Source organism: Picosynechococcus sp. PCC 8807 (assembly GCF_001693295.1).
Lineage (GTDB): Bacteria > Cyanobacteriota > Cyanobacteriia > Cyanobacteriales > MRBY01 > MRBY01.
Genome location: NZ_CP016483.1, coordinates 1,790,976 through 1,809,939 on the forward strand (window position 1 = coordinate 1,790,976; position 18,964 = coordinate 1,809,939).

Sequence of the window (18,964 nt, forward strand, 5' to 3'; positions counted from 1 at the left end):
GGTGAGTCAAAAATGGCTCACCTTTTTTAGTCAAACAAAGTCAAAATGACAACTCTAATTCCTGACATTGATGAAATCAATAATTTTCAGCCTCCACTAACGGATGGTGAGCGAACATTAATGGAGGCTCTATTAGAGATTTTGGATGATAGTTGGAAAATTTATGTGCAACCATATCTAAATGGACTGAGACCTGACATCATTATTTTTAGTGAGAATAGAAAAATAGCAATTTTTGAAGTAAAAGACTGGAATTTAGATATTTATCGAGTTGAGTCTGATGGTAAATATTATGAATGGGAAGTATTTGATGGAGAGAGATGGATACCCAAACAAAATGAATGCCCCTTAGAACAAGTAGAAAAATACAAACAATCTATTTTTAATTGGGAAATCCCTATCCTAAGTAGTAAACAAATTTTAAATAAGAATGTTTATGGATATATTCAGAATTTTGTTTATTTTCATCAATCTTCAAGGGACAAAATAAAATCAATAATTGAAAATATTCCTGAGAAAAAGCGTAAATACTGTAATCTCATGGGTTCTGAAGAAATTAATAATCTGCAATTATATCTCAAGAACCAGCACACACTGCAACTTAATTTAGATATTGATAAATTATCGAAAGAAATAGATCTTAATTCGCGTTTAGCTAATGCTTTAGCATATCCGGAATATGGTAATATTCAAGAGTTTTTTTCAGGAGAGCCTGATCCTGATCAAATGAGACTTCTTCCAAATATTCTAGGGGAAGAAAAAAGATTAAAAGGCTCTGCTGGTTCTGGTAAAACATTCTTGATTGCCCATAAAGCTGTTAGCGCTGCTTTAGAACAGAAAAATGTCTTAGTAGTATGTTTCAATATTACAATGGCAAACTACCTCCGGGATCTTATCGTTTGCCTAGCACGAGAGAAAAAAAGTCGTCATTGTTTAAACCATATTGAAATCGGACATTTTCATCGTTTTTTTCCAAATGAAGATACGTCTAAAGATCGTCGAAATAGACAAGAAAAAATAGATGTCTTGCTTATTGATGAAGGACAAGATTTCGAAAGGAAATGGATTGAGACACTAAAGTCTGTTTGTAATAATCGCTATCATTTATTTTTTTGTGAAGACAGAAGACAAAATATATATGGGAAAGAGTCAATACCATTAATAGGTCGCCCTAATGAACTAAAGAAAAGCAGGAGACTACCAGACTCAGTAGTTAAAATTGCGAATGAGTTAGCTTCATATATACAAAAAGAGAATAGAGAAGAATCCTCACAAGTAGAGACAGAAGAGTCTTTTCAGCCCAATATACTCATCAGCAATACATGGTTTGATTGCAGAAATATTGATATCTGTTTAAATGCTTTAGAGGCTGATCTTTCACAATTAATCAAAAGTCCAGAAAATGCTCGTGGAGATATCGCAATCTTAGTTTGTACAACTGGTCTCATGAATGAAAGTCATCAAAGATATGATGATGATGGTTGGCGAGTTCAAGAATTACTTCAAAATTCTCCAGATTTACATTTGCCATATGATTCAACATTTGAAACTTATGATGAATATAAGAAGTTGCGAGAATCATATAGTGGAGAAAAATTGGAGCAGAATTTAACTCAATTGAGCAGAGGATATAAAACCAATTTTTGGATGAGGAATGGAAAAATAAAATTATCTACTATTCACAGTTTTAAGGGATGGGAAATTAGCAATATATTTGTGATTTTTAATCCTTCAACTTCAAAAGAACAACAAAAAACAAAATATGAATTACTCTATACTGCTGTTACTAGAAGCCAGAAAAACTTAACTGTCTATAATCTAGACTCAAATCTTCATGAGTTTGCTGAAATGTGTATATCTGCTGGATACATGAATAGACATCATCTTAATAATTAAACATAGTTCTGGAAAGATCAGATAATAGCCATGAATAAACTCACTATAAATATTCCAGAGGATATGATGCAAAAGTTAGCCGAGCAAGATCAGCCTCTTCAATCTCTTCTTCTGCAAGCAATTAATGAATATTTAGAAAAAAGGTCTTCTGTAAAAACAAAGACATGGGAGTTATGTGGAGCTTTTGAGGTTACAAATCCTCATCCTTCAGAGTCGACAGATGAAACAGGTTCGACAAACTATGCAGAAAATCTGGATCGAGACTTATATTAGAAATGTCCAAACCAAAAATCCTTGTTGATACTTCTGCACTGATTGCCTTTTTCATCAAAACAGAGACCCATAACAAAGCAGCAAGAAAATATGTAGAGAGTTACCCAGAAAAGGAGTGGGTGATTTTAGAAACAGTCTTTGATGAAACCGTGACATGGTTCCGTACACGAGTTTCTAGAAAGGCTTCCGTGCAATTGGGTGAGATTTTGCGTACAGAACATCAATATTGTCATTTGTCTGACAGTGATGATGATGCCATTTGGGAAACCTTTAAAAAATACGATGATAAGAAATGGAGCTACACAGACTGCTCATTGTTAGTTATGTCTCAGCTGCTTCAAATACCAGAGATTTTTGCCTTTGATGAGCATATTCGACAGATGGCAGGTCTGGGCGTCATTTGCGTCCCTCAGTAAGATTTCGACAGTGGAAAAATATCAGGCGATCGCCAAAGGAATTCTTTATCTTTCCTTAAGATTCAGCCGGGTTTCTTGTGGAAAACTTTCGGATTTTTGTGGAAAAAGAACTGTTTTTGTGGAAAAAACTTTAAAAAATCTGTCAAAGCAGATGCCCCCAACTGGAGAAAATCACAATGGGGGCGATCGCCGAAAATTTTAAGACCTTTAGAATAAAGCACCACCGCCCAGGACGCCACCAACCGCCTGGAGTAAGAAAATTGCCACAATAGGAGATAGATCCAAGCCTCCCAGGGGCGGAATAAACGAGCGGAACAGGTTAAGGTAGGGGTCGGTCACAGGGCTCAGAAAACCCATCACTTGCATTGCCCAATCTGCGGTCTGAAACCAACTGAGAAGAATGCGGACAATAAGAAGCAGAAGATAAATCTGGATAAAGTTTCCGAGGCTGACTCGTAATAGTTCGGCTGCCATATTCCTGTTACCGTATAAAAAACTGAAGACCTGACAATGGGGTCTTTGTCGTTCATCTTAACCGATGTTGCAAAATTGCTTGGGTACGGATATCAAGAATGGGGGTTCAGTGGCTCCTGACCATTGTGGGGATGCAACACCGTCATTTGTTGGCGGACATCGTCAATGGCACCGTTCAATTGGGCAATTTTGTTTTCAAGGCTGCGACGGGCCATTTCCATCCCTTCTTCGGTGTCAAAGCTGAGGGGTTCTTCTTCCTCTGACCACTCGGTCTGACGCGGGGCGCAATTGTTTTTGACTTTCGAAGCGGCGATCGCCCCGGCAATGCCCCCCACAACACCACCAAAAATAGTGCCTAACAGGAACCCCGTCCCAAATCCATCGCGTTGACTCATAGGAAACCAAAACCCTTGATTCTTCTCAGTGCTACCTTAAGCTTAACGGTTGGGGATCGCTCTTGACTAGGGTGCGTTTGCAAAGATTTTTGCCAGGGAATGACCCTTGCCAGGAGATTTGTTCCTTGTCCCTTGGCGAGTCAGCGTTAGAGGTCAGTGAGTACCAAAGGTGCGATCGCCGGCATCTCCGAGACCGGGCACGATAAAGCCTTGATCATTTAGTTCTTGGTCGATCATTGCCGTATAAATTTGTAGGGCGGGATAGTCTAAACTCAGTTTCTGGAGAGCTGGCGGAGCCGCAACCACAGAAACAATGCGCACATTCTCCATGGCAATGCCGCGTTTTGTCACTTCAGCCATGGCCGCCGTGATCGTCCCCCCCGTCGCCAACATCGGATCGAGGAGCAGCAGGCGAGTTTCTGGGGCAAATTGCTCTGGTAAATTATTTAGATAGCAAGCCACTTCAAGGGTTGCTTCGTCTCGCTTGTAGCCGAGGTGATAGGTGGCCGCAATGTTGGGGATCACCTCCTGGGCTCCTTCCATTAAACTAAGTCCGGCCCGCAGAATGGGAATTGCAATAATCGGCGTTTGGGGATGGATTAAGGTGGCTGGGGCCTGGGCGAGAGGGGTTTCAACGGCGGCATCGAGGGTGGGCAGCCAATAGCGACAGGCTTCGTAGGTGAGCCATTTCCCCAGTTCTTTCATGGCCGTTTTAAACAGGGGGGTGGGGGTATTGGTTTCCCTGGCGATCGCCAACCAATGCTTGAGGAGGGGATGATCAGGCACAAAAACCCGGAGTTGCGAAGCCATAGACGTTTTGCATCAAGAAAGAACCGTCCTTTAGACTAGCATAAGCTTTTGTGTGAAACCCGATGCGCGTCCCCACCTATCCCCACGATCAGTTTGCGATCGCCTTTGCTCCCCTCTCCTTTGATGCGGTGTACCGTCTCGCCGAAGACCCCGGTAGTGGGGCTGTGGTGGTGATGAGCGGTACTGTCCGGAATCGCAGCGATGGTAAGGCTGTCCATTATCTCGAATACCAAGCCTACGAACCGATGGCGATCGCCATTTTCCAGCAGATCGCCCACGACATCCGCCAACAGTGGCCCGACACAAATCGAGTCGTGATTCACCACCGCATCGGCAAACTGGAAATCGGCGAAATTAGCGTCCTTGTCGCCGCCAGTTGTCCCCACCGGGCCGAAGCCTTCGCGGCCTGTCGCTATGGCATCGACACGATCAAACACAATGCCCCGATCTGGAAGAAGGAATTTTTTGCCGGGGGCACCAGCGAGTGGGTGCAGGGTTGCCGCACTGCTGAGGACTGTTAATCCTTCCTGACAGATGCCCTTGTAACTGTTTGAAGAAAGTTTAGGCGATCGCGTATGATGGGACGCTGGTTCACATAAGGAAATCGCGGATATGGCACGTCGTTTAGCACTATTGAGCGTCTCAGACAAAACTGGCATCGTTGAATTTGCCCGGCAACTCGTAGAAGAATTTGAATTTGACATCATCAGTAGCGGCGGCACCGCCAAAGCCCTCAAGGATGCAGGCGTCCCCGTCACCAAAGTCAGCGATTACACCGGTTCCCCAGAAATCCTCGGTGGCCGTGTAAAAACTCTCCATCCCAAGATCCACGGGGGCATCCTCGCTCGTCAGGACTTCCCCGAACATTTACAAGACTTAGACGACAATAATATTCGGCCCCTCAGCCTCGTCGCGGTTAACCTTTATCCCTTCGAGCAGACCATTGCCAAAGCGGGTGTAACTGTTCCCGAAGCCGTTGAACAAATTGATATCGGTGGCCCCGCCATGCTCCGGGCAGCGGCGAAAAACTTTGGGAGCCTTACGGTCATTTCTAATCCCCGCTATTACGACGAATATTTAACGGAACTTCGTGCTAATGGCGGCACCGCAACCCTTGAATTTCGGCAACGCATGGCCGGGGAAACCTTTGCCCTCACCTGTGCCTACGACCAGGTGATCGCCAGTTATTTTGCTAGCACGGTGAATGCTGAAGCTGACTTACCTCAACGATTGGGAATGAGTGGTGAAGCAGTGCAAACCCTCCGTTACGGCGAAAACCCCCACCAAAAAGCCACTTGGTACAAGACCGGCACCCAAATTAGTGGTTGGGCCGCCGCTGAAAAACTCCAGGGCAAGGAACTCAGCTACAACAACCTTGTGGATCTCGAAGCGGCACGACGGATCATTGCGGAATTCCCCGATGGCGATCCTGCCGTGGCAATTCTCAAGCACACTAATCCCTGTGGTGTTGCCCTGGGTTCGACGTTACAAGAAGCCTACGAAAAAGCTTTTGCCGCTGATTCTGTGTCTGCTTTTGGGGGCATTGTCGCCCTCAATAAACCCCTCGATGGCCCTACTGCCGAAGCCATGGGGAAAGTCTTTTTAGAATGTGTGGTCGCCCCTGACTGCACCCCAGAAGCCAGAGAAATTATCGCGAAGAAAAAAAATCTGCGGGTTTTAACCCTCCCCGATCTGCTCACTGGCCCGACCCAAACCCTAAAGGCGATCGCCGGTGGCTTTTTAGCTCAGGATGCCGACATTCAAATTGAAGACCCCAAGGATTGGCAGTGCGTCACGGAGAAGCAGCCCAGCGAAGCGGATCTCGCGGAATTATTCTTCGCCTGGAAGCTCTGCAAGCACGTTAAATCCAACGCAATTCTTGTTTCCAAAGATCGCACCACCGTCGGTGTGGGCGCAGGCCAGATGAACCGAGTCGGTGCCGCAAAAATTGCCTTTGAACAGGCGGGCGAAAAGGCCCAGGGTGCGTACCTGGCCAGTGATGCTTTCTTTCCCTTCGACGATTCGGTACGGAGTGCGGCCGCAGCAGGGATTAAGGCGATCGTTCAACCGGGTGGTTCCATTCGGGACGAAGATTCGATCAAGGCGGCTAATGAGTTGGGGCTGATCATGATGTTCACAGGTGCCCGCCATTTCCTCCACTAGGATTTTTTACTGAAATAAAGCGAGAAGGTGTGTCGTAAAACTTTTGATGCACCTTTTTTATTGCCTATTTGAGCCTACTTGATCAGTTCTACAGCGTCGCGGCCATCTAAATCCTGGAGATAAACTTTAATTTTTTCGTCTTTGGCGGTGGGGAGCTTTTTCCCGGTAAAATCTGGCTGAATCGGCAGTTGGCGGTGACCCCGATCCACTAAAACCGCTAGGCGGATCACTTCCGGACGACCATAATCATTCACGGCATTGAGGGCGGCGCGGATGGTGCGACCTTTATAAATCACATCATCAATCAGGACGAGATTCTTGCCATTCAGATCAAAGGGAATATCTGTTTTTGAGGGTGTGCGTACCCGAATTTGGTCGAGGTCATCGCGATAAAACGTGATATCAAGGGCACCGACGGGCACCGCAATGCCTTCGAGGGTTTCAATTTGCTTGGCGATATTTTCAGCAAGGGGAACACCACGGGTATGGATTCCCAGCAAGGCTAAGTCAGTCAAATCCCCCGCTTTTTCGACAATTTGTGAGGCGAGACGGGTGATGGTGCGACGCATCTCTTCGGCGGATAAAATTTCGATGACGCTCTTTGTCATGGGCTCATTCTAAGCAAAAGTATTGCCATTGTAGAGCTTGTTTCGGGTCGATGGGAATCAACAAGAGACGGGGCTGTAACCGTTAGAAAAATTCATAAAGCACGGCGTTTTAGCGGCGGAAATGCCATGCTAGAGGTAGATTAGGGGGCAGTAACGCTCGATTTTTCTGCTTTTTGACCTAGCAAATAAGATAAAAGCTGCTGCCGAAAGGCGATCGCCTTTTACTTAATCAATCCTGGGCTTAGGCCAGATATTAAGCTGATTAACCTTAAATGAAACGTAGATTTTGTCGATAAATCCCAGACACGCCTGAGCCTTGTTGCACCTCAACCACTTTGAAGTTGCCACGGAGGTTTCCAATGTTTCTCAACCACGCCCCAGAACAGGTCTTGATCGAAGTGCTGAACCTGCCCGAATTATGGGATCCGTTCAAAACGAAAGTTTGGGCCCGTGCCCATGCCGGGGAAGAAATGCAAGATCCGGAATTTTATCCGAAAGCTGAACTTATTTTCCCTTCGGGGGAATCGCTCCCCAAAGCTTGGATTGATCCCCACTATCGCGCCAATGTCCCGATGCCAGAGCATTTGTCTGCCGCTGCGACAACGGGTTAAGTGGGTCTTCTTTTTAAAAAAATTCCATTGAGCTTTTGAGGCTCTCCCCGTCATTGTTGTGGATTAAGGGAGAGTTTTTTTATGCTCAGTGAGGAAATTAGCCACAGAAATCGCCATAAAAAAAGAGGGCCAGTGAGCTAACTTTCACGGCACCCTCTATTTCCTTACAAATCAATTTGGCCGATTACTTAGGAATCACAAAGTTCACCAATTTGTTCGGGACAACGATCACTTTCTTAATTTCTTTGCCCGCAATATAGCGTTGGGCAATGTCGGAAGCTGTGGCAGTTTTCTCTAGATCCGCTTTGCTAATCCCTGCTGGTACTTGGATTGTCCCCCGGGTTTTACCGAGGATCTGGATCACGATGGTAATTTCGTCCACTGTCAGGGCCGCTTCATCCAACTGTGGGAAGGGAACGGTGTGGATCGATTCACTGTGACCGAGATTTGACCAAAGTTCATCGGCGATGTGGGGCGCAAAGGGAGCCAGTAGTAAAATCAGCGTTTCGATCGCCTCTTTGTACACAGGAGAATCCACGCATTTCACGTCTTTGATCGCGTTATTGAGCTTCATCAGTTCGGCGATCGCCGTATTAAATTGGTAGTCCCCTTCGAGGTCTTCTTGGATTTCTTTGATCGCAGTGTGCACGGCCCGGCGCAGATCTTTTTCTGCCTTAGACAGTTCGCCTGTCGCTTTAACGCTAGTTTCTGCCGCTTCGTAGCTAGCGACTAAATTCCAAATCCGGTTCAAAAAGCGGAATTGCCCTTCCACATCAGCATCGTCCCATTCGAGATCCTTTTCGGGGGGCGCTTTAAAGAGAATGAACATCCGCGCCGTATCTGCGCCGTATTTGTCTAAGACCAACGCTGGATCGACGCCATTGTATTTCGACTTCGACATTTTTTCGTAGAAGCCTGTGAGCGGTTCGCCGGTTTCTGGATCTTTGGGATCATTGGGATCAACTTGATCAGCGGGTACATATTTATTCGTGCGGGAATTTTTGTAGGTCAGCGCCTGCACCATTCCCTGGGTTAACAAACGCTTAAAGGGTTCATCTACGCTCACCAGTTGGCGATCGCGCACCACCTTTGTGAAAAAGCGGGAGTAGAGCAGGTGGAGAATCGCGTGTTCAATGCCGCCCACGTACTGATCCACGGCCATCCAATCGTTGACTGGATCGAGGGCGAAGGGTTTTTCAGTATTGCCCGCGTCGGTATAGCGCAGAAAATACCAAGATGAATCAATAAAAGTATCCATCGTGTCGGTTTCCCGGCGGGCTGCTTTCCCGCAACAGGGACAGTCCACCGCCTGCCAGTCGGCCATCTGAGCCAAGGGTGAACCACCGCGCGCCGAAAATTCCACATCTTCGGGCAATACAACGGGGAGATCACTGTCCGGCACAGGCACCACACCACAGTCATCACAGTAAATCATCGGGATCGGACAGCCCCAATACCGCTGTCGAGAAATCAGCCAATCTCGCAGGCGATACTGAATTTGTTCTCGACCGAAACCGTTTTCGGCGGCAAATTTGGCGATCGCCTTTTTCCCTTCGGTAGAAACTAAGCCATCAAACTGGCCGCTATTCACCATAATTCCAGGCTCGGTATAGGCTTCCGTTAGTGCTGCGGTGGCATCCCTTTCTTCCGGGATAATCACCGCTTTGATCGGTAAATTATTCTCCTTGGCAAATTTAAAGTCACGGCTATCGTGGGCCGGAACCCCCATTACCGCCCCTGTCCCATATTCGTACAGCACATAATTGGCGATTAAAATGGGCACTGCTTCCCCCGTGAAAGGATTGGTCACCAGGCCCCCGGTCGCAACGCCCTTCTTTGGCTTATCATCTGCGGTACGATCCTGCTCGCTTTCTTTGCTTACCTCAGCGATAAACGCATCCACGGCGGTTTGTTGTTCAGAGGTTGTCACCTTTGCGACAAGGGGATGTTCCGGCGCGAGGACAACGTAGGTGACTCCAAATACCGTATCCGGGCGAGTAGTAAAGACAGCCACTTTTTCATCACTGTCCACGACGGGAAATTCTAGGTGGGCTCCAGTGGATTTGCCGATCCAATTTTCCTGCATCAACTTCACTCGCTCTGGCCAACCATCCAGGGTGTTGAGATCCTGAAGAAGTTCTTCGGCGTAGTCGGTGATCTTCAGGAACCATTGGCGTAGTAGTTTTTTCTCAACGATCGCCCCCGATCGCCAGGAACGGCCTTCTGCGTCTACCTGTTCATTCGCCAAAACCGTTTGATCGATGGGATCCCAGTTTACTGCAGCTTCTTTTTGGTAGGCGAGACCGGCTTTGTAGAATTGCAAAAAGAGCCATTGCGTCCATTTGTAATAGTCTGGCGAACAAGTAGCGACTTCCCGATCCCAGTCGATAGAAAGGCCCAACTGTTTAAGCTGCTCGCGCATTTGAGCGATGTTTTGATAAGTCCATTTTGCGGGCGGAATACCGCGATCAATGGCAGCATTTTCTGCGGGCAATCCAAAGGCGTCCCAACCCATGGGATGGAGCACCCGATAGCCTTGCATTTTTTTGTAGCGGGCAATGACATCGGTGATCACGTAGTTGCGCACATGACCCATGTGGAGCTTGCCGGAGGGATAGGGAAACATCGACAGAGCGTAAAATTTTGGCTTGTCACTTTGGCTAGGGGTTTTGTCTAAGCCGAGCGCTAACCATTGTTGTTGCCATTTTGCTTCAATATCAGCGGCACTGTATCGCGTTTCCACTCTTGGTTCTCCGTGTTGTAAGGGTCAGTGGCTTATTTTAACCTCCGAATGGGTGGGTTGCTGCCCAGAAAAGAAGAGGATTTTTCCGTAGGCGATCGCCTTTATTCTCGCCTCGGAAAAAGATCGGGCACAATGGACAATAGGGCCACAGGAGAAAAGATGTCGCCAAGCGATCGCCAATTTGATGAACCTTCCTTTTGGGCAAAGATCAAGAAACAACCCCGTAACATCGGCAAGCCGATCCTGGAAAATGCCTTGGTTTTGTACTTTTGCTTGAAAGATCCAGAAACACCGATTCAGATCAAAGGGGCGATCATTGCGGTACTGGCTTATTTCATCATGCCCCTGGATGCGGTCACCGATTTTCTGCCAGTGGTGGGTTATGGAGATGATTTTAGTGCTCTCATTGTTACCCTTGGAACATTTTTTCAACATATCAAACCAGAACATCGAACCGCCGCAAAAGACCAATTAGATCAGTGGTTTGCCCAGGATGAATCAGCGATATTAAAACAGCAAGAATTGCAGCAATATTTACAAGTTTTATTGGTCGCTTTATTAAAGTCAGAATATAGACTTGACCCAGATCTTGATAACCTGAAGGTCATTATTGATTTTACCCGTAAGAAAATCCAAGCAATCAAAATGCTAGATTCCCAGGAGCTAGACCCAGCAGAAATGGAGATCCAGTTAAAATCAGCTTACCAAGGTGCTATCAAAATTCTTAAAAAAGAAAATAAAGCTGCTGTACGCCAACTACCAAAAGAATGTCCTTGGTCGATATTTGTTATTTTAGGCAAGGCGTGATTTGTTTTTTTTATATTTACAGTCTAGTCAAGTATTATCTGATAATTTAAAAAACTTGAATCTTTAATCTTCTTGATTTCCAAAAATTAAGTAAAAAATTATTTGAAAGAAACTCAGGTGATGCTAGATAATTAGGGAATCACTTTTTGAAATAGACAGTTTTTCGTCAATCACTGGAAATGTTGGAGAAGATTACCCATGGTGAAGCACATTTATCGGCTAGGGATTGTCGCTGTGTTGTTGGGTTTAAGCGCCTGTGAAGTAACCATTGGATCTGATCCGCAAACGCCCCCGACAGAAGACGTGACCGCCCAAGATCCACCAACCAATACGGCAACCCGTTCTGGGGCTAGTGATGAAGGCGTTGCTGAAATAGGCACAGGTGGCGGCATCGCAACATCAAGGCCGCCGCAACCGCAACCCCAGACACAACCCCAATCGCCGCCACAACCCATTGCTCAAACCTCCACCAGCTTTGAAACCCGCTGTGGCTGGTTTTCGAATCCGACCCCAGGCAATATTTCTCTCTATGATGCCGACCGGGAATGGATCATTGGCGTTCAAGGGGGACACCAGGTAGCAACAGATTGGGACTGGCCGAATTTTGCGCCGGATCAGTGGGTGGTGACCAATGTCGGCAGTTACGGTTATGGTTGCGCTTGTATGGATGTGCAGGCAAACCCAGCAACAGGCACGATCAATGACATCCACAATGTGCGCGCCCAGGCGATCGCCATTTGTCAGCAGGATCCAGCCCTCAATCGCTGGGCAAATCTTTTCCCTTAAAATTCATGTCCGATTTTGTAATCTAGGGGAAAGGCGATCGCCCTCAAAAAACCTTCAAATTTTCCATGTTTTATCTATCCCAAGCCCACCTCGAACGCTTCCAACGCTGCCCGCCAGCCTTCCAAGCCCTTTACCTAGAGCAACTGACGGCCCCCAACAACCCCAATTATCTGGAAAATCAGCAATGGGGCATCCGGTTTCACCAGGCGATGCAACAACTCCAGCTAGGCTTGCCCCCAGCGCAAATTACCACCGACCCCAATCTCCACCAGAGTCTCCAAGCCCTGCTCACCGCCCAACCCCAACTCCTCGACCAACAGCAACAAACTGCCGCCGAATACCGCCGCACCCTGATGATGGACGATTTCCTGCTCACGATTATTTGCGATTGGATCAATTTTGGTGCTGATACCCTCCAAATTTACGACTGGAAAACCTACCGTCAACCCCGTCAAAGCGATGATCTAAAAGACCACTGGCAAACGAAGCTCTATCTTTATGTCATGGCCGAGACCACGGGTTATCCGCCGGAGCAACTCGCGATGACTTACTGGTTTATCGCCCCAGGGCAACCGCCCCAATCCCTGACGTTTCAATATGATCAGACTTGGCATCAGCACATTCACACTGAACTGGTCGCCCTGCTGACCCAACTGCAACGGGATTTAGAGCAATACTTTCAAGACGGTACGCCTTTGCACCATGGCGATCGCCAAATTTGTCCCCATTGCCCACCCCACCAGCATTTGTCTAGGGCTGAAACCTTGGATTTTCTCAGCGGGAAAAGCCTAGAGGACTTTCTGGGGGAGATTGAAGCAGTACAATTGTAGACGCACCATTCATCCAGAAGCACAAACCCCAGACCAGATTTATGGCGACAGAATTGCACACAGAGCTAGAAGAAGCCGTCCGATTGCGACGGAATTTTGCGATCATCTCCCACCCGGACGCAGGTAAAACCACCCTCACCGAAAAACTTTTGTTGTACGGAGGTGCCATTCACGAAGCCGGGGCCGTCAAAGCCCGCCGGGAACAGCGCAAAGTGACCTCTGACTGGATGGAGATGGAACAACAACGGGGGATTTCCATTACCTCGACGGTGCTGCAATTTTTATATAACGGCTATCAAATTAATCTGCTGGATACCCCTGGTCACCAAGACTTTAGTGAAGATACTTACCGTACCCTCGCAGCAGCGGATAATGCGGTAATGCTGGTGGATGCGGCCAAGGGTCTAGAGACCCAAACCCGTAAATTATTTGAGGTCTGCAAACTGCGATCGCTGCCCATTTTTACCTTTATCAATAAGCTAGACCGTCCGGGGCGGGAACCCCTAGAACTCCTCGATGAAATTGAACAGGAACTGGGTCTGCAAACCTATGCGGTAAATTGGCCCATTGGCATGGGAGACAGATTTCAGGGAGTTTATGACCGACGGTTAAAGGAAGTGCATCTATTTGAACGGACAGCCCACGGCACCAAGGCCGCCACGGAAACCGTTTATAAAATTGATGATCCGGCCCTCGCAGGTATTTTAGAGGCAGATCTTTACGAGCAACTCCAGGAAGAATTAGAAATTCTCGAAGAAATTGGTGCCGACTTTGACCTAGAAGCGATTCACGCAGGCAAACAAACCCCCATTTTCTTTGGCAGTGCAATGACCAATTTTGGGGTGCAACTTTTCCTCAGTGCGTTCCTAGAATATGCCTTGAAGCCGGAGCCCCGTGCTTCTAGCCTCGGTGATTTGGAACCGACTTACCCGGAATTTACTGGGTTTGTCTTTAAGCTCCAGGCAAATATGGATCCCAAACACCGCGATCGCGTTGCCTTTGTGCGAGTCTGTACCGGGAAATTTGAAAAGGATATGACCGTCAGCCATGCCCGCACCGGAAAAACAGTGCGTCTATCTCGTCCCCAGAAGCTTTTTGCCCAGGGCCGCGAATCCCTCGAAGAAGCCTATGCGGGGGATGTAATTGGTTTGAACAATCCGGGGGTGTTTGCCATTGGCGATACGATTTATTGCGGCAAAAAATTGGAATATGAAGGCATTCCCTGCTTCTCGCCGGAACTATTCGCCTATTTAAAAAATCCGAACCCCTCGAAGTTTAAACAATTCCAAAAAGGAGTGAAGGAACTCCAGGAGGAAGGCGCCGTGCAAATCATGTATTCCGCCGATGAATTTAAGCGGGAACCCATCCTTGCAGCGGTGGGACAACTGCAATTTGAGGTGGTGCAACATCGTCTCAGAAGCGAATATGGCGTAGATAGCAAGCTCGAACCGATCCCCTATAGTGTGGCGCGTTGGGTCACCAATGGTTGGGAAGCCCTGGAAAAAGCGGGCAAAATCTTTAATACGATGATCGTCAAAGATCTCTGGGAACGGCCAGTGATTCTCTTTAAAAATGAGTGGAATCTTCACCAAATTCAAGGGGATCATCCGCACCTAAAATTGTCGGCGATCGCCCCCATTGGTTCTTCTGTTAAATGATGTTTCGCTTGGTAAAAGCCCATGGCAATTCAACTGAAAAAAGGCAACCGCATTTCCCTCAAAAAAGAAGCCCCTGGCCTCAAGAAAGTGATGCTTGGCCTCGGCTGGGACATGGCAACCAGCAATTCAGGGGGCGGTTTTCTCGGCATTTTTAAAAAGCCCGCCGGTAGCATTGACCTCGACTCCGGGGTTCTGTGCTTAGATTCCCAAGGGAAACTCAACAGTGCCAGTGACTTTGTGTATTACGCCAATCTTAATCACAAATCCGGGGCGATCGCCCACCAAGGGGACAACCTCACTGGCGCCGGCGAAGGGGATGACGAGCAAATTTTTGTCGATTTAGAGCAGGTGCCTGCGACGATCCAGAGTCTGTTGTTTACCGTCACCATTTACCAAGGCCGACAACGGGGCCAGGAATTTGGCCAGATTAAAAATGCCTTCGTGCGCCTCGTTGACCTGAGCAACAACCAAGAGATCGCCCATTACAAACTGTCTGGGGAAACCTACCAAGGCAAAACGGGGATGTTGATGGCCGAGTTACGTCGGGAGGAAAATGGCTGGGCCATGACTGCCCTTGGTGATGGCCTTGACCCCCAGGATTCTGAAAATCTGCTCAAAAAATATCGCTAACTGATCAGCTATTTTTTGCTGGCACGATAAAAAGGTTTTTTCACCACCTGGGCTGGGTACTGTTTCCCGCGGATTTCTACGGTGACAGCTTGACCTACTTTGCTAAATTCCAACGGGAGATAAGCTAAGGCGATCGCCTTTTCGAGGGTGGGGGACATCGTACCACTGGTCACAAGGCCCACTGCTTCACCATTGACGAGAACAGAATAGTCATGGCGGGCGATACCGCGCCCCTGCATCTCTAGGCCCACCAAACGCCGTTGAACACCTGCTGCTTTTTGGGTCTGCAAAATATCCTTAGCGATAAACGCATCTTTTTCTTGCCAGTGGATCAGCCACCCCAAACCCGCTTCCAAAGGGGTTGTGTCGTCGTCCATGTCCTGACCATAGAGGTGTAACCCGGCCTCCAGTCGCAGCGTATCCCGTGCTCCCAAACCACAGGGCATCACCCCCGCATCGATTAAAGCGCTCCAAAGTTTTTTCCCTGCTGTCGGCGCGACCATCACCTCAAAGCCATCTTCGCCAGTGTAGCCAGTCCGGGCAATAAAAGCCGTTTCCCCGAAAATTTGTCCTTGGCCGTGGTTAAACAGCTTTAGGGTCGCCAAATCTAAATTTTCCACAACAGGTTGCAAGGCTTTCTCCGCCTGGGGGCCTTGGATCGCCAGCAAGATATTTTCTTGGGAGACATCGGTTAAAGTGATCCCCTGCGCTGTCAAATGGTGCGTTAACCAGTCCCAATCCTTCTGGGTGGTGGCCGCATTCACAATCAAAAAGCCCTGGCGATCGCCCTGGTGATAATAGATCACATCATCGATGATGCCGCCGTGGTCATTGAGTAGCACTGTGTATTGCGCTTGACCGGGAGCAAGTCGTGCCAGATTTGAAGGCACCAGTTTTTGCATGGCTGCAATGAGGTTTTCCCCAGCCAACTGAAACTTGCCCATGTGGGAAATATCAAACATTCCCACCTCTGTGCGCACCGCCTGATGCTCCACCTTTAGGCCTTTGTATTGCACGGCCATCTCCCAACCGGAAAACGGTACAAATTTGGCACCCGCTGCAATGGCGAGGTCATGGAGGGGCGTGCGCTGTAAAGTCATAGGGGCTTCATCCAAGAGACATCACCATCAATGATACGAGGTTCTCAGAACGGAATCTCATCGTCTGGGGCCACTGGCACGGGTGGACGACCTTGAACAACGGGGATGGTCGGCGGTTCGGGAACAGGTGGTGGGGGTTTTTCGGGTTCGGGAGGAAGCACAACCTGCACGTCCGTTTCTTCTGGGGGGACAAAGTGAGTCAGTTCGATCACCTCTCCGTCAAACAATTCTGCAAACTGTTGGGCGATCGCCTGAATATCATCGGTCGTTTCTGGGATCTCTGCTGTGGCTGTGGGTTCAGACGCTGATGCTGACTCAACGAGGGGAGGAACCGCTGGGGCTGGCGGGGTGATCTCTCCGAGATCCGCTTTGCGGTGCGCCGTTGGTGTTGGTTCCGGAAGTTTTGGATCTGGTGCTGGTTTGGTTGGCGACCCTAGGGGCGGTGGGGCCATGGGCTGCGGGGTTTCCGCAACCGGGGGCGGAGGCATCTCGATAGGATTTTGCGCCGGAGAAATAACTGTTGGTGCTGGTGCAGGCGTAGATAAAATCGGGGTTACTGATGTTCCTCCCTGGCCATTTTCTAAACCATGGCCCACTTGTAAGGTCACCTTAAGGGGGTTGCCACAGATTTTCTCAAAGGCCGCCTCAAGCTGGAGGGTTTTATTTTTGGCAATTTTGAGTAAGTTGGCGCTTTTAATGCCGATGAGAGCGCTGTGATCCGTAAGCTGGAGCAGTTTGCCATGGTCTCGAAACAAAGACTGGCTCAACAGGGGCAGTTGGCGCACAATGCCTTGCCACAATTCTTCCCGTTCCAGGGCCGAAATTGTCGGGCTGGTGGTTGCAGGAGGTGACGGTGATAAAGGGGGTGGCTCGGTGGGCTGAACCGTTGGAGGGATTACATCCTGGGACGGTGGCGCTTTGGCGATCGCCTTTGCTTCTGGTACAGGGGCCGGAACTTGGGGAACTTCGGGTTTGGGAGGAACTTGGTGAACTTGAGTGTCTACCGGAGAGGGGGGCGTTCCAGAGCCGTGGCCATTGGTTGCAGGGGGTGTTTCCCCAAAGGGATGGGGGATGTCCTGTGGAGGTGGCGGAGAAGTCGGCGGTGTCGCGGTAGGCTGCGTTTGTAGATTGATCTGAGTATTTAAAGGAGTGGTCGCGGTTCGAGTAGTTTGGGTCTGTCCAAAAGCAGCGGGAAGTAATCCCAACAGGGTAATTTCTAACCACAGACGCGGTTGGGTCGTATTTTTGAGTTGATATTCACTTTCTTTGAGGTGTTGCTGTCCCTGCAAAATGGTGGAAAGCTCCCACTGGTTGGCTTCCTGGCACAGGATTTCCCAAGTCGGTTGGGTCACAGCGATCAGATCTCCCCGTTGGGGGGCAGTTTTGGCAATGAGCAAATTTAGATAAAAGCTCGCCAAATTTTGCAGCACAACCAGGGGTTCCCGACCTCGGTTTAACAGGCTCCGGCATTGTTGAATAACTGCCTCTGGATCATTGCTGTGAATCACCTGGAGTAATTGCAATAGATCCCGCTCCGGCACGGCCCCTACTAAATCCCAGACCTTATCAGGAGTAATTTCACCGGACAACAAACTCAGCTGATCCAATAAACTTTCTGCATCCCGCAACCCTCCGTTGGCAATTTGCGCAATTAACGTCACCGATTCGAGGGGAATATCGATATTTTCTAAATGGGCAATTTTCCGTAGGTGGGTGACCATCGCATCGAGGGGAATGCGTCGATAGTCAAACCGTTGACAACGGGAAATAATCGTTGGTAAAACCCTTTGGGGATCCGTTGTTGCCAGGACAAATACAACGTGGGCAGGGGGTTCTTCGAGGGTTTTCAATAGAGCATTGAACGCCGCCACACTCAACATATGGCAGTTATGAACCAATAGCCCATTAGCGACAAAATTATGATTCTCTTCAACTTCAATATCGTAAACAGAGTCAATTTCGCCCCATGTGACGGCTTCAACTGTCTCGAAATTTGTAGTCCATTGATTAACTTGTTGTGTGGGAGAGAGGATTTTAATTCCGGCGACGACGTTTTTGGCTTGAACCCATCCTTGTTCTGTCCGAATTAAATGGTTATCTGTACAACGAATTTTTCTATTGGCAGTTTTGATCGTTAAGGTTCGTTTTTGCCCTTGATCGAGCCAACGGAGAACTTTTTTATATTCCCAATTACCCGTCGTTTCAGAAAAACTTAAAACGTCCTGACCCTTAAGATTTGGATCATCAAGCCGCATTAACCCTTTGCGAGTAGTGACTAAAGTATCTCCGGTTAAACATTCATCAATTACATAAACTTTGTAGCGACATTGCACTGGGGCAAACTGCGATCGCTCGATGAGTTCGCGAATATTATCAACGCCCGTATTACTCGCGGCGTCAATTTCAATCACATCTAAGGCTGACCCGTTGGCGATCGCCCGACAAACTTCACACTCGCCGCAAGGGTGGGGCGTCGGTTGGGCTGCATTTAGACAATTTAGAGACTTAGCCAAGATCCGCGCACTGGAGGTTTTCCCTGTTCCCCGTGGCCCTGAGAATAAATAGGCTGGGGCAATGCGTCGCTGTTCGAGGGCATTACTCAAGGTTGTGGCGATCGCCTCTTGGCCAACCAACTGCGCAAAAGTCTGGGGACGATATTTGTGGTGGAGCGGTTCGTAGGCCATGGGAAACAACGAAAAATTCGGTAAAGGACGGCGATCAGTAAACAGTTATGGATCCAGCAGCAACGATAAAGAATCGATAT

General features: G+C 48.2%; 19 protein-coding genes. 12 read left to right on the forward strand and 7 right to left on the reverse strand.

The window, feature by feature from the left end; genetic code table 11:
* Positions 1-45: 45 nt before the first annotated feature.
* The 4 genes from AWQ24_RS08635 to AWQ24_RS16240 are packed head-to-tail and all read left to right on the forward strand — an operon-like array spanning position 46 to position 2,787.
* Positions 46-1,896, forward strand: coding sequence for an ATP-binding domain-containing protein (locus AWQ24_RS08635; protein ID WP_065716566.1), 1,851 nt, complete (start codon positions 46-48; stop codon positions 1,894-1,896).
* 30 nt (positions 1,897-1,926) lie between these two features.
* Positions 1,927-2,169: a hypothetical protein gene (locus AWQ24_RS08640; protein ID WP_065716567.1), complete on the forward strand. Its 243-nt coding sequence runs from the start codon at positions 1,927-1,929 to the stop codon at positions 2,167-2,169.
* A 2-nt stretch (positions 2,170-2,171) separates the two neighbouring features.
* Positions 2,172-2,585 (forward strand): type II toxin-antitoxin system VapC family toxin, encoded by a 414-nt coding sequence (locus tag AWQ24_RS08645; protein ID WP_065716568.1) that lies wholly within the window; start codon positions 2,172-2,174, stop codon positions 2,583-2,585.
* A 10-nt stretch (positions 2,586-2,595) separates the two neighbouring features.
* Positions 2,596-2,787, forward strand: coding sequence for a hypothetical protein (locus AWQ24_RS16240; RefSeq protein WP_157096843.1), 192 nt, complete (start codon positions 2,596-2,598; stop codon positions 2,785-2,787).
* 5 nt (positions 2,788-2,792) lie between these two features.
* Here the strand turns inward: AWQ24_RS16240 and AWQ24_RS08650 are convergent, their stop codons facing one another.
* From AWQ24_RS08650 to upp, 3 genes are all read right to left on the reverse strand, one after another.
* The gene (locus tag AWQ24_RS08650; protein WP_012307299.1) at positions 2,793-3,059 is read right to left on the reverse strand and encodes a YggT family protein; all 267 of its coding nucleotides are present in this window, start codon (positions 3,057-3,059) and stop codon (positions 2,793-2,795) included.
* Positions 3,060-3,151: 92 nt separating this feature from the next.
* Positions 3,152-3,454: a hypothetical protein gene (locus tag AWQ24_RS08655; protein WP_065716569.1), complete on the reverse strand. Its 303-nt coding sequence runs from the start codon at positions 3,452-3,454 to the stop codon at positions 3,152-3,154.
* 153 nt (positions 3,455-3,607) lie between these two features.
* On the reverse strand, positions 3,608-4,264 hold the full coding sequence (upp, locus tag AWQ24_RS08660; RefSeq protein WP_065716570.1) for a uracil phosphoribosyltransferase: 657 nt from the start codon (positions 4,262-4,264) through the stop codon (positions 3,608-3,610).
* 62 nt (positions 4,265-4,326) lie between these two features.
* On the opposite strand from upp, the gene AWQ24_RS08665 reads away from it, so the two are divergent.
* Together AWQ24_RS08665 and purH are read left to right on the forward strand one after the other, a co-directional pair.
* Positions 4,327-4,785: a molybdenum cofactor biosynthesis protein MoaE gene (locus tag AWQ24_RS08665; protein WP_065716571.1), complete on the forward strand. Its 459-nt coding sequence runs from the start codon at positions 4,327-4,329 to the stop codon at positions 4,783-4,785.
* 91 nt (positions 4,786-4,876) lie between these two features.
* On the forward strand, positions 4,877-6,427 hold the full coding sequence (gene purH, locus AWQ24_RS08670; RefSeq protein ID WP_065716572.1) for a bifunctional phosphoribosylaminoimidazolecarboxamide formyltransferase/IMP cyclohydrolase: 1,551 nt from the start codon (positions 4,877-4,879) through the stop codon (positions 6,425-6,427).
* A gap of 74 nt (positions 6,428-6,501) precedes the next feature.
* Here the strand turns inward: purH and pyrR are convergent, their stop codons facing one another.
* Positions 6,502-7,035, reverse strand: a complete 534-nt coding sequence (gene pyrR / locus AWQ24_RS08675; RefSeq protein ID WP_065716573.1) for a bifunctional pyr operon transcriptional regulator/uracil phosphoribosyltransferase PyrR — start codon at positions 7,033-7,035, stop codon at positions 6,502-6,504.
* Positions 7,036-7,394: 359 nt separating this feature from the next.
* Between pyrR and AWQ24_RS08680 the strand changes: the two genes are divergently transcribed.
* Positions 7,395-7,646 carry a hypothetical protein gene (locus AWQ24_RS08680; RefSeq protein WP_062434491.1) on the forward strand — a complete coding sequence of 84 codons (252 nt, stop codon included), beginning with the start codon at positions 7,395-7,397 and terminating at the stop codon, positions 7,644-7,646.
* Positions 7,647-7,830: 184 nt separating this feature from the next.
* On the opposite strand, the gene leuS is transcribed toward AWQ24_RS08680, so the two are convergent.
* A complete protein-coding gene (leuS, locus tag AWQ24_RS08685; protein ID WP_065716574.1) occupies positions 7,831-10,389 on the reverse strand; it encodes a leucine--tRNA ligase in 2,559 nt (852 codons plus the stop codon).
* Between the two features lie 273 nt (positions 10,390-10,662).
* On the opposite strand from leuS, the gene AWQ24_RS16445 reads away from it, so the two are divergent.
* The 5 genes from AWQ24_RS16445 to AWQ24_RS08710 all read left to right on the forward strand — a co-directional run bounded on the left by AWQ24_RS16445 (position 10,663) and on the right by AWQ24_RS08710 (position 15,100).
* A complete protein-coding gene (locus tag AWQ24_RS16445; protein WP_232318794.1) occupies positions 10,663-11,196 on the forward strand; it encodes a DUF29 family protein in 534 nt (177 codons plus the stop codon).
* Between the two features lie 198 nt (positions 11,197-11,394).
* Positions 11,395-11,982 carry a DUF4087 domain-containing protein gene (locus AWQ24_RS08695; RefSeq protein WP_065716575.1) on the forward strand — a complete coding sequence of 196 codons (588 nt, stop codon included), beginning with the start codon at positions 11,395-11,397 and terminating at the stop codon, positions 11,980-11,982.
* A gap of 65 nt (positions 11,983-12,047) precedes the next feature.
* The gene (locus AWQ24_RS08700; protein ID WP_065716576.1) at positions 12,048-12,812 is read left to right on the forward strand and encodes a PD-(D/E)XK nuclease family protein; all 765 of its coding nucleotides are present in this window, start codon (positions 12,048-12,050) and stop codon (positions 12,810-12,812) included.
* A 41-nt stretch (positions 12,813-12,853) separates the two neighbouring features.
* On the forward strand, positions 12,854-14,470 hold the full coding sequence (gene prfC, locus AWQ24_RS08705) for a peptide chain release factor 3 (RefSeq protein ID WP_065716577.1): 1,617 nt from the start codon (positions 12,854-12,856) through the stop codon (positions 14,468-14,470).
* 21 nt (positions 14,471-14,491) lie between these two features.
* Positions 14,492-15,100: a TerD family protein gene (locus AWQ24_RS08710; RefSeq protein ID WP_065716578.1), complete on the forward strand. Its 609-nt coding sequence runs from the start codon at positions 14,492-14,494 to the stop codon at positions 15,098-15,100.
* An 8-nt stretch (positions 15,101-15,108) separates the two neighbouring features.
* Here the strand turns inward: AWQ24_RS08710 and gcvT are convergent, their stop codons facing one another.
* Positions 15,109-16,200 (reverse strand): glycine cleavage system aminomethyltransferase GcvT, encoded by a 1,092-nt coding sequence (gcvT, locus tag AWQ24_RS08715; protein WP_012307315.1) that lies wholly within the window; start codon positions 16,198-16,200, stop codon positions 15,109-15,111.
* Between the two features lie 44 nt (positions 16,201-16,244).
* On the reverse strand, positions 16,245-18,884 hold the full coding sequence (dnaX, locus tag AWQ24_RS08720; protein ID WP_065716579.1) for a DNA polymerase III subunit gamma/tau: 2,640 nt from the start codon (positions 18,882-18,884) through the stop codon (positions 16,245-16,247).
* Positions 18,885-18,964: the final 80 nt, after the last annotated feature.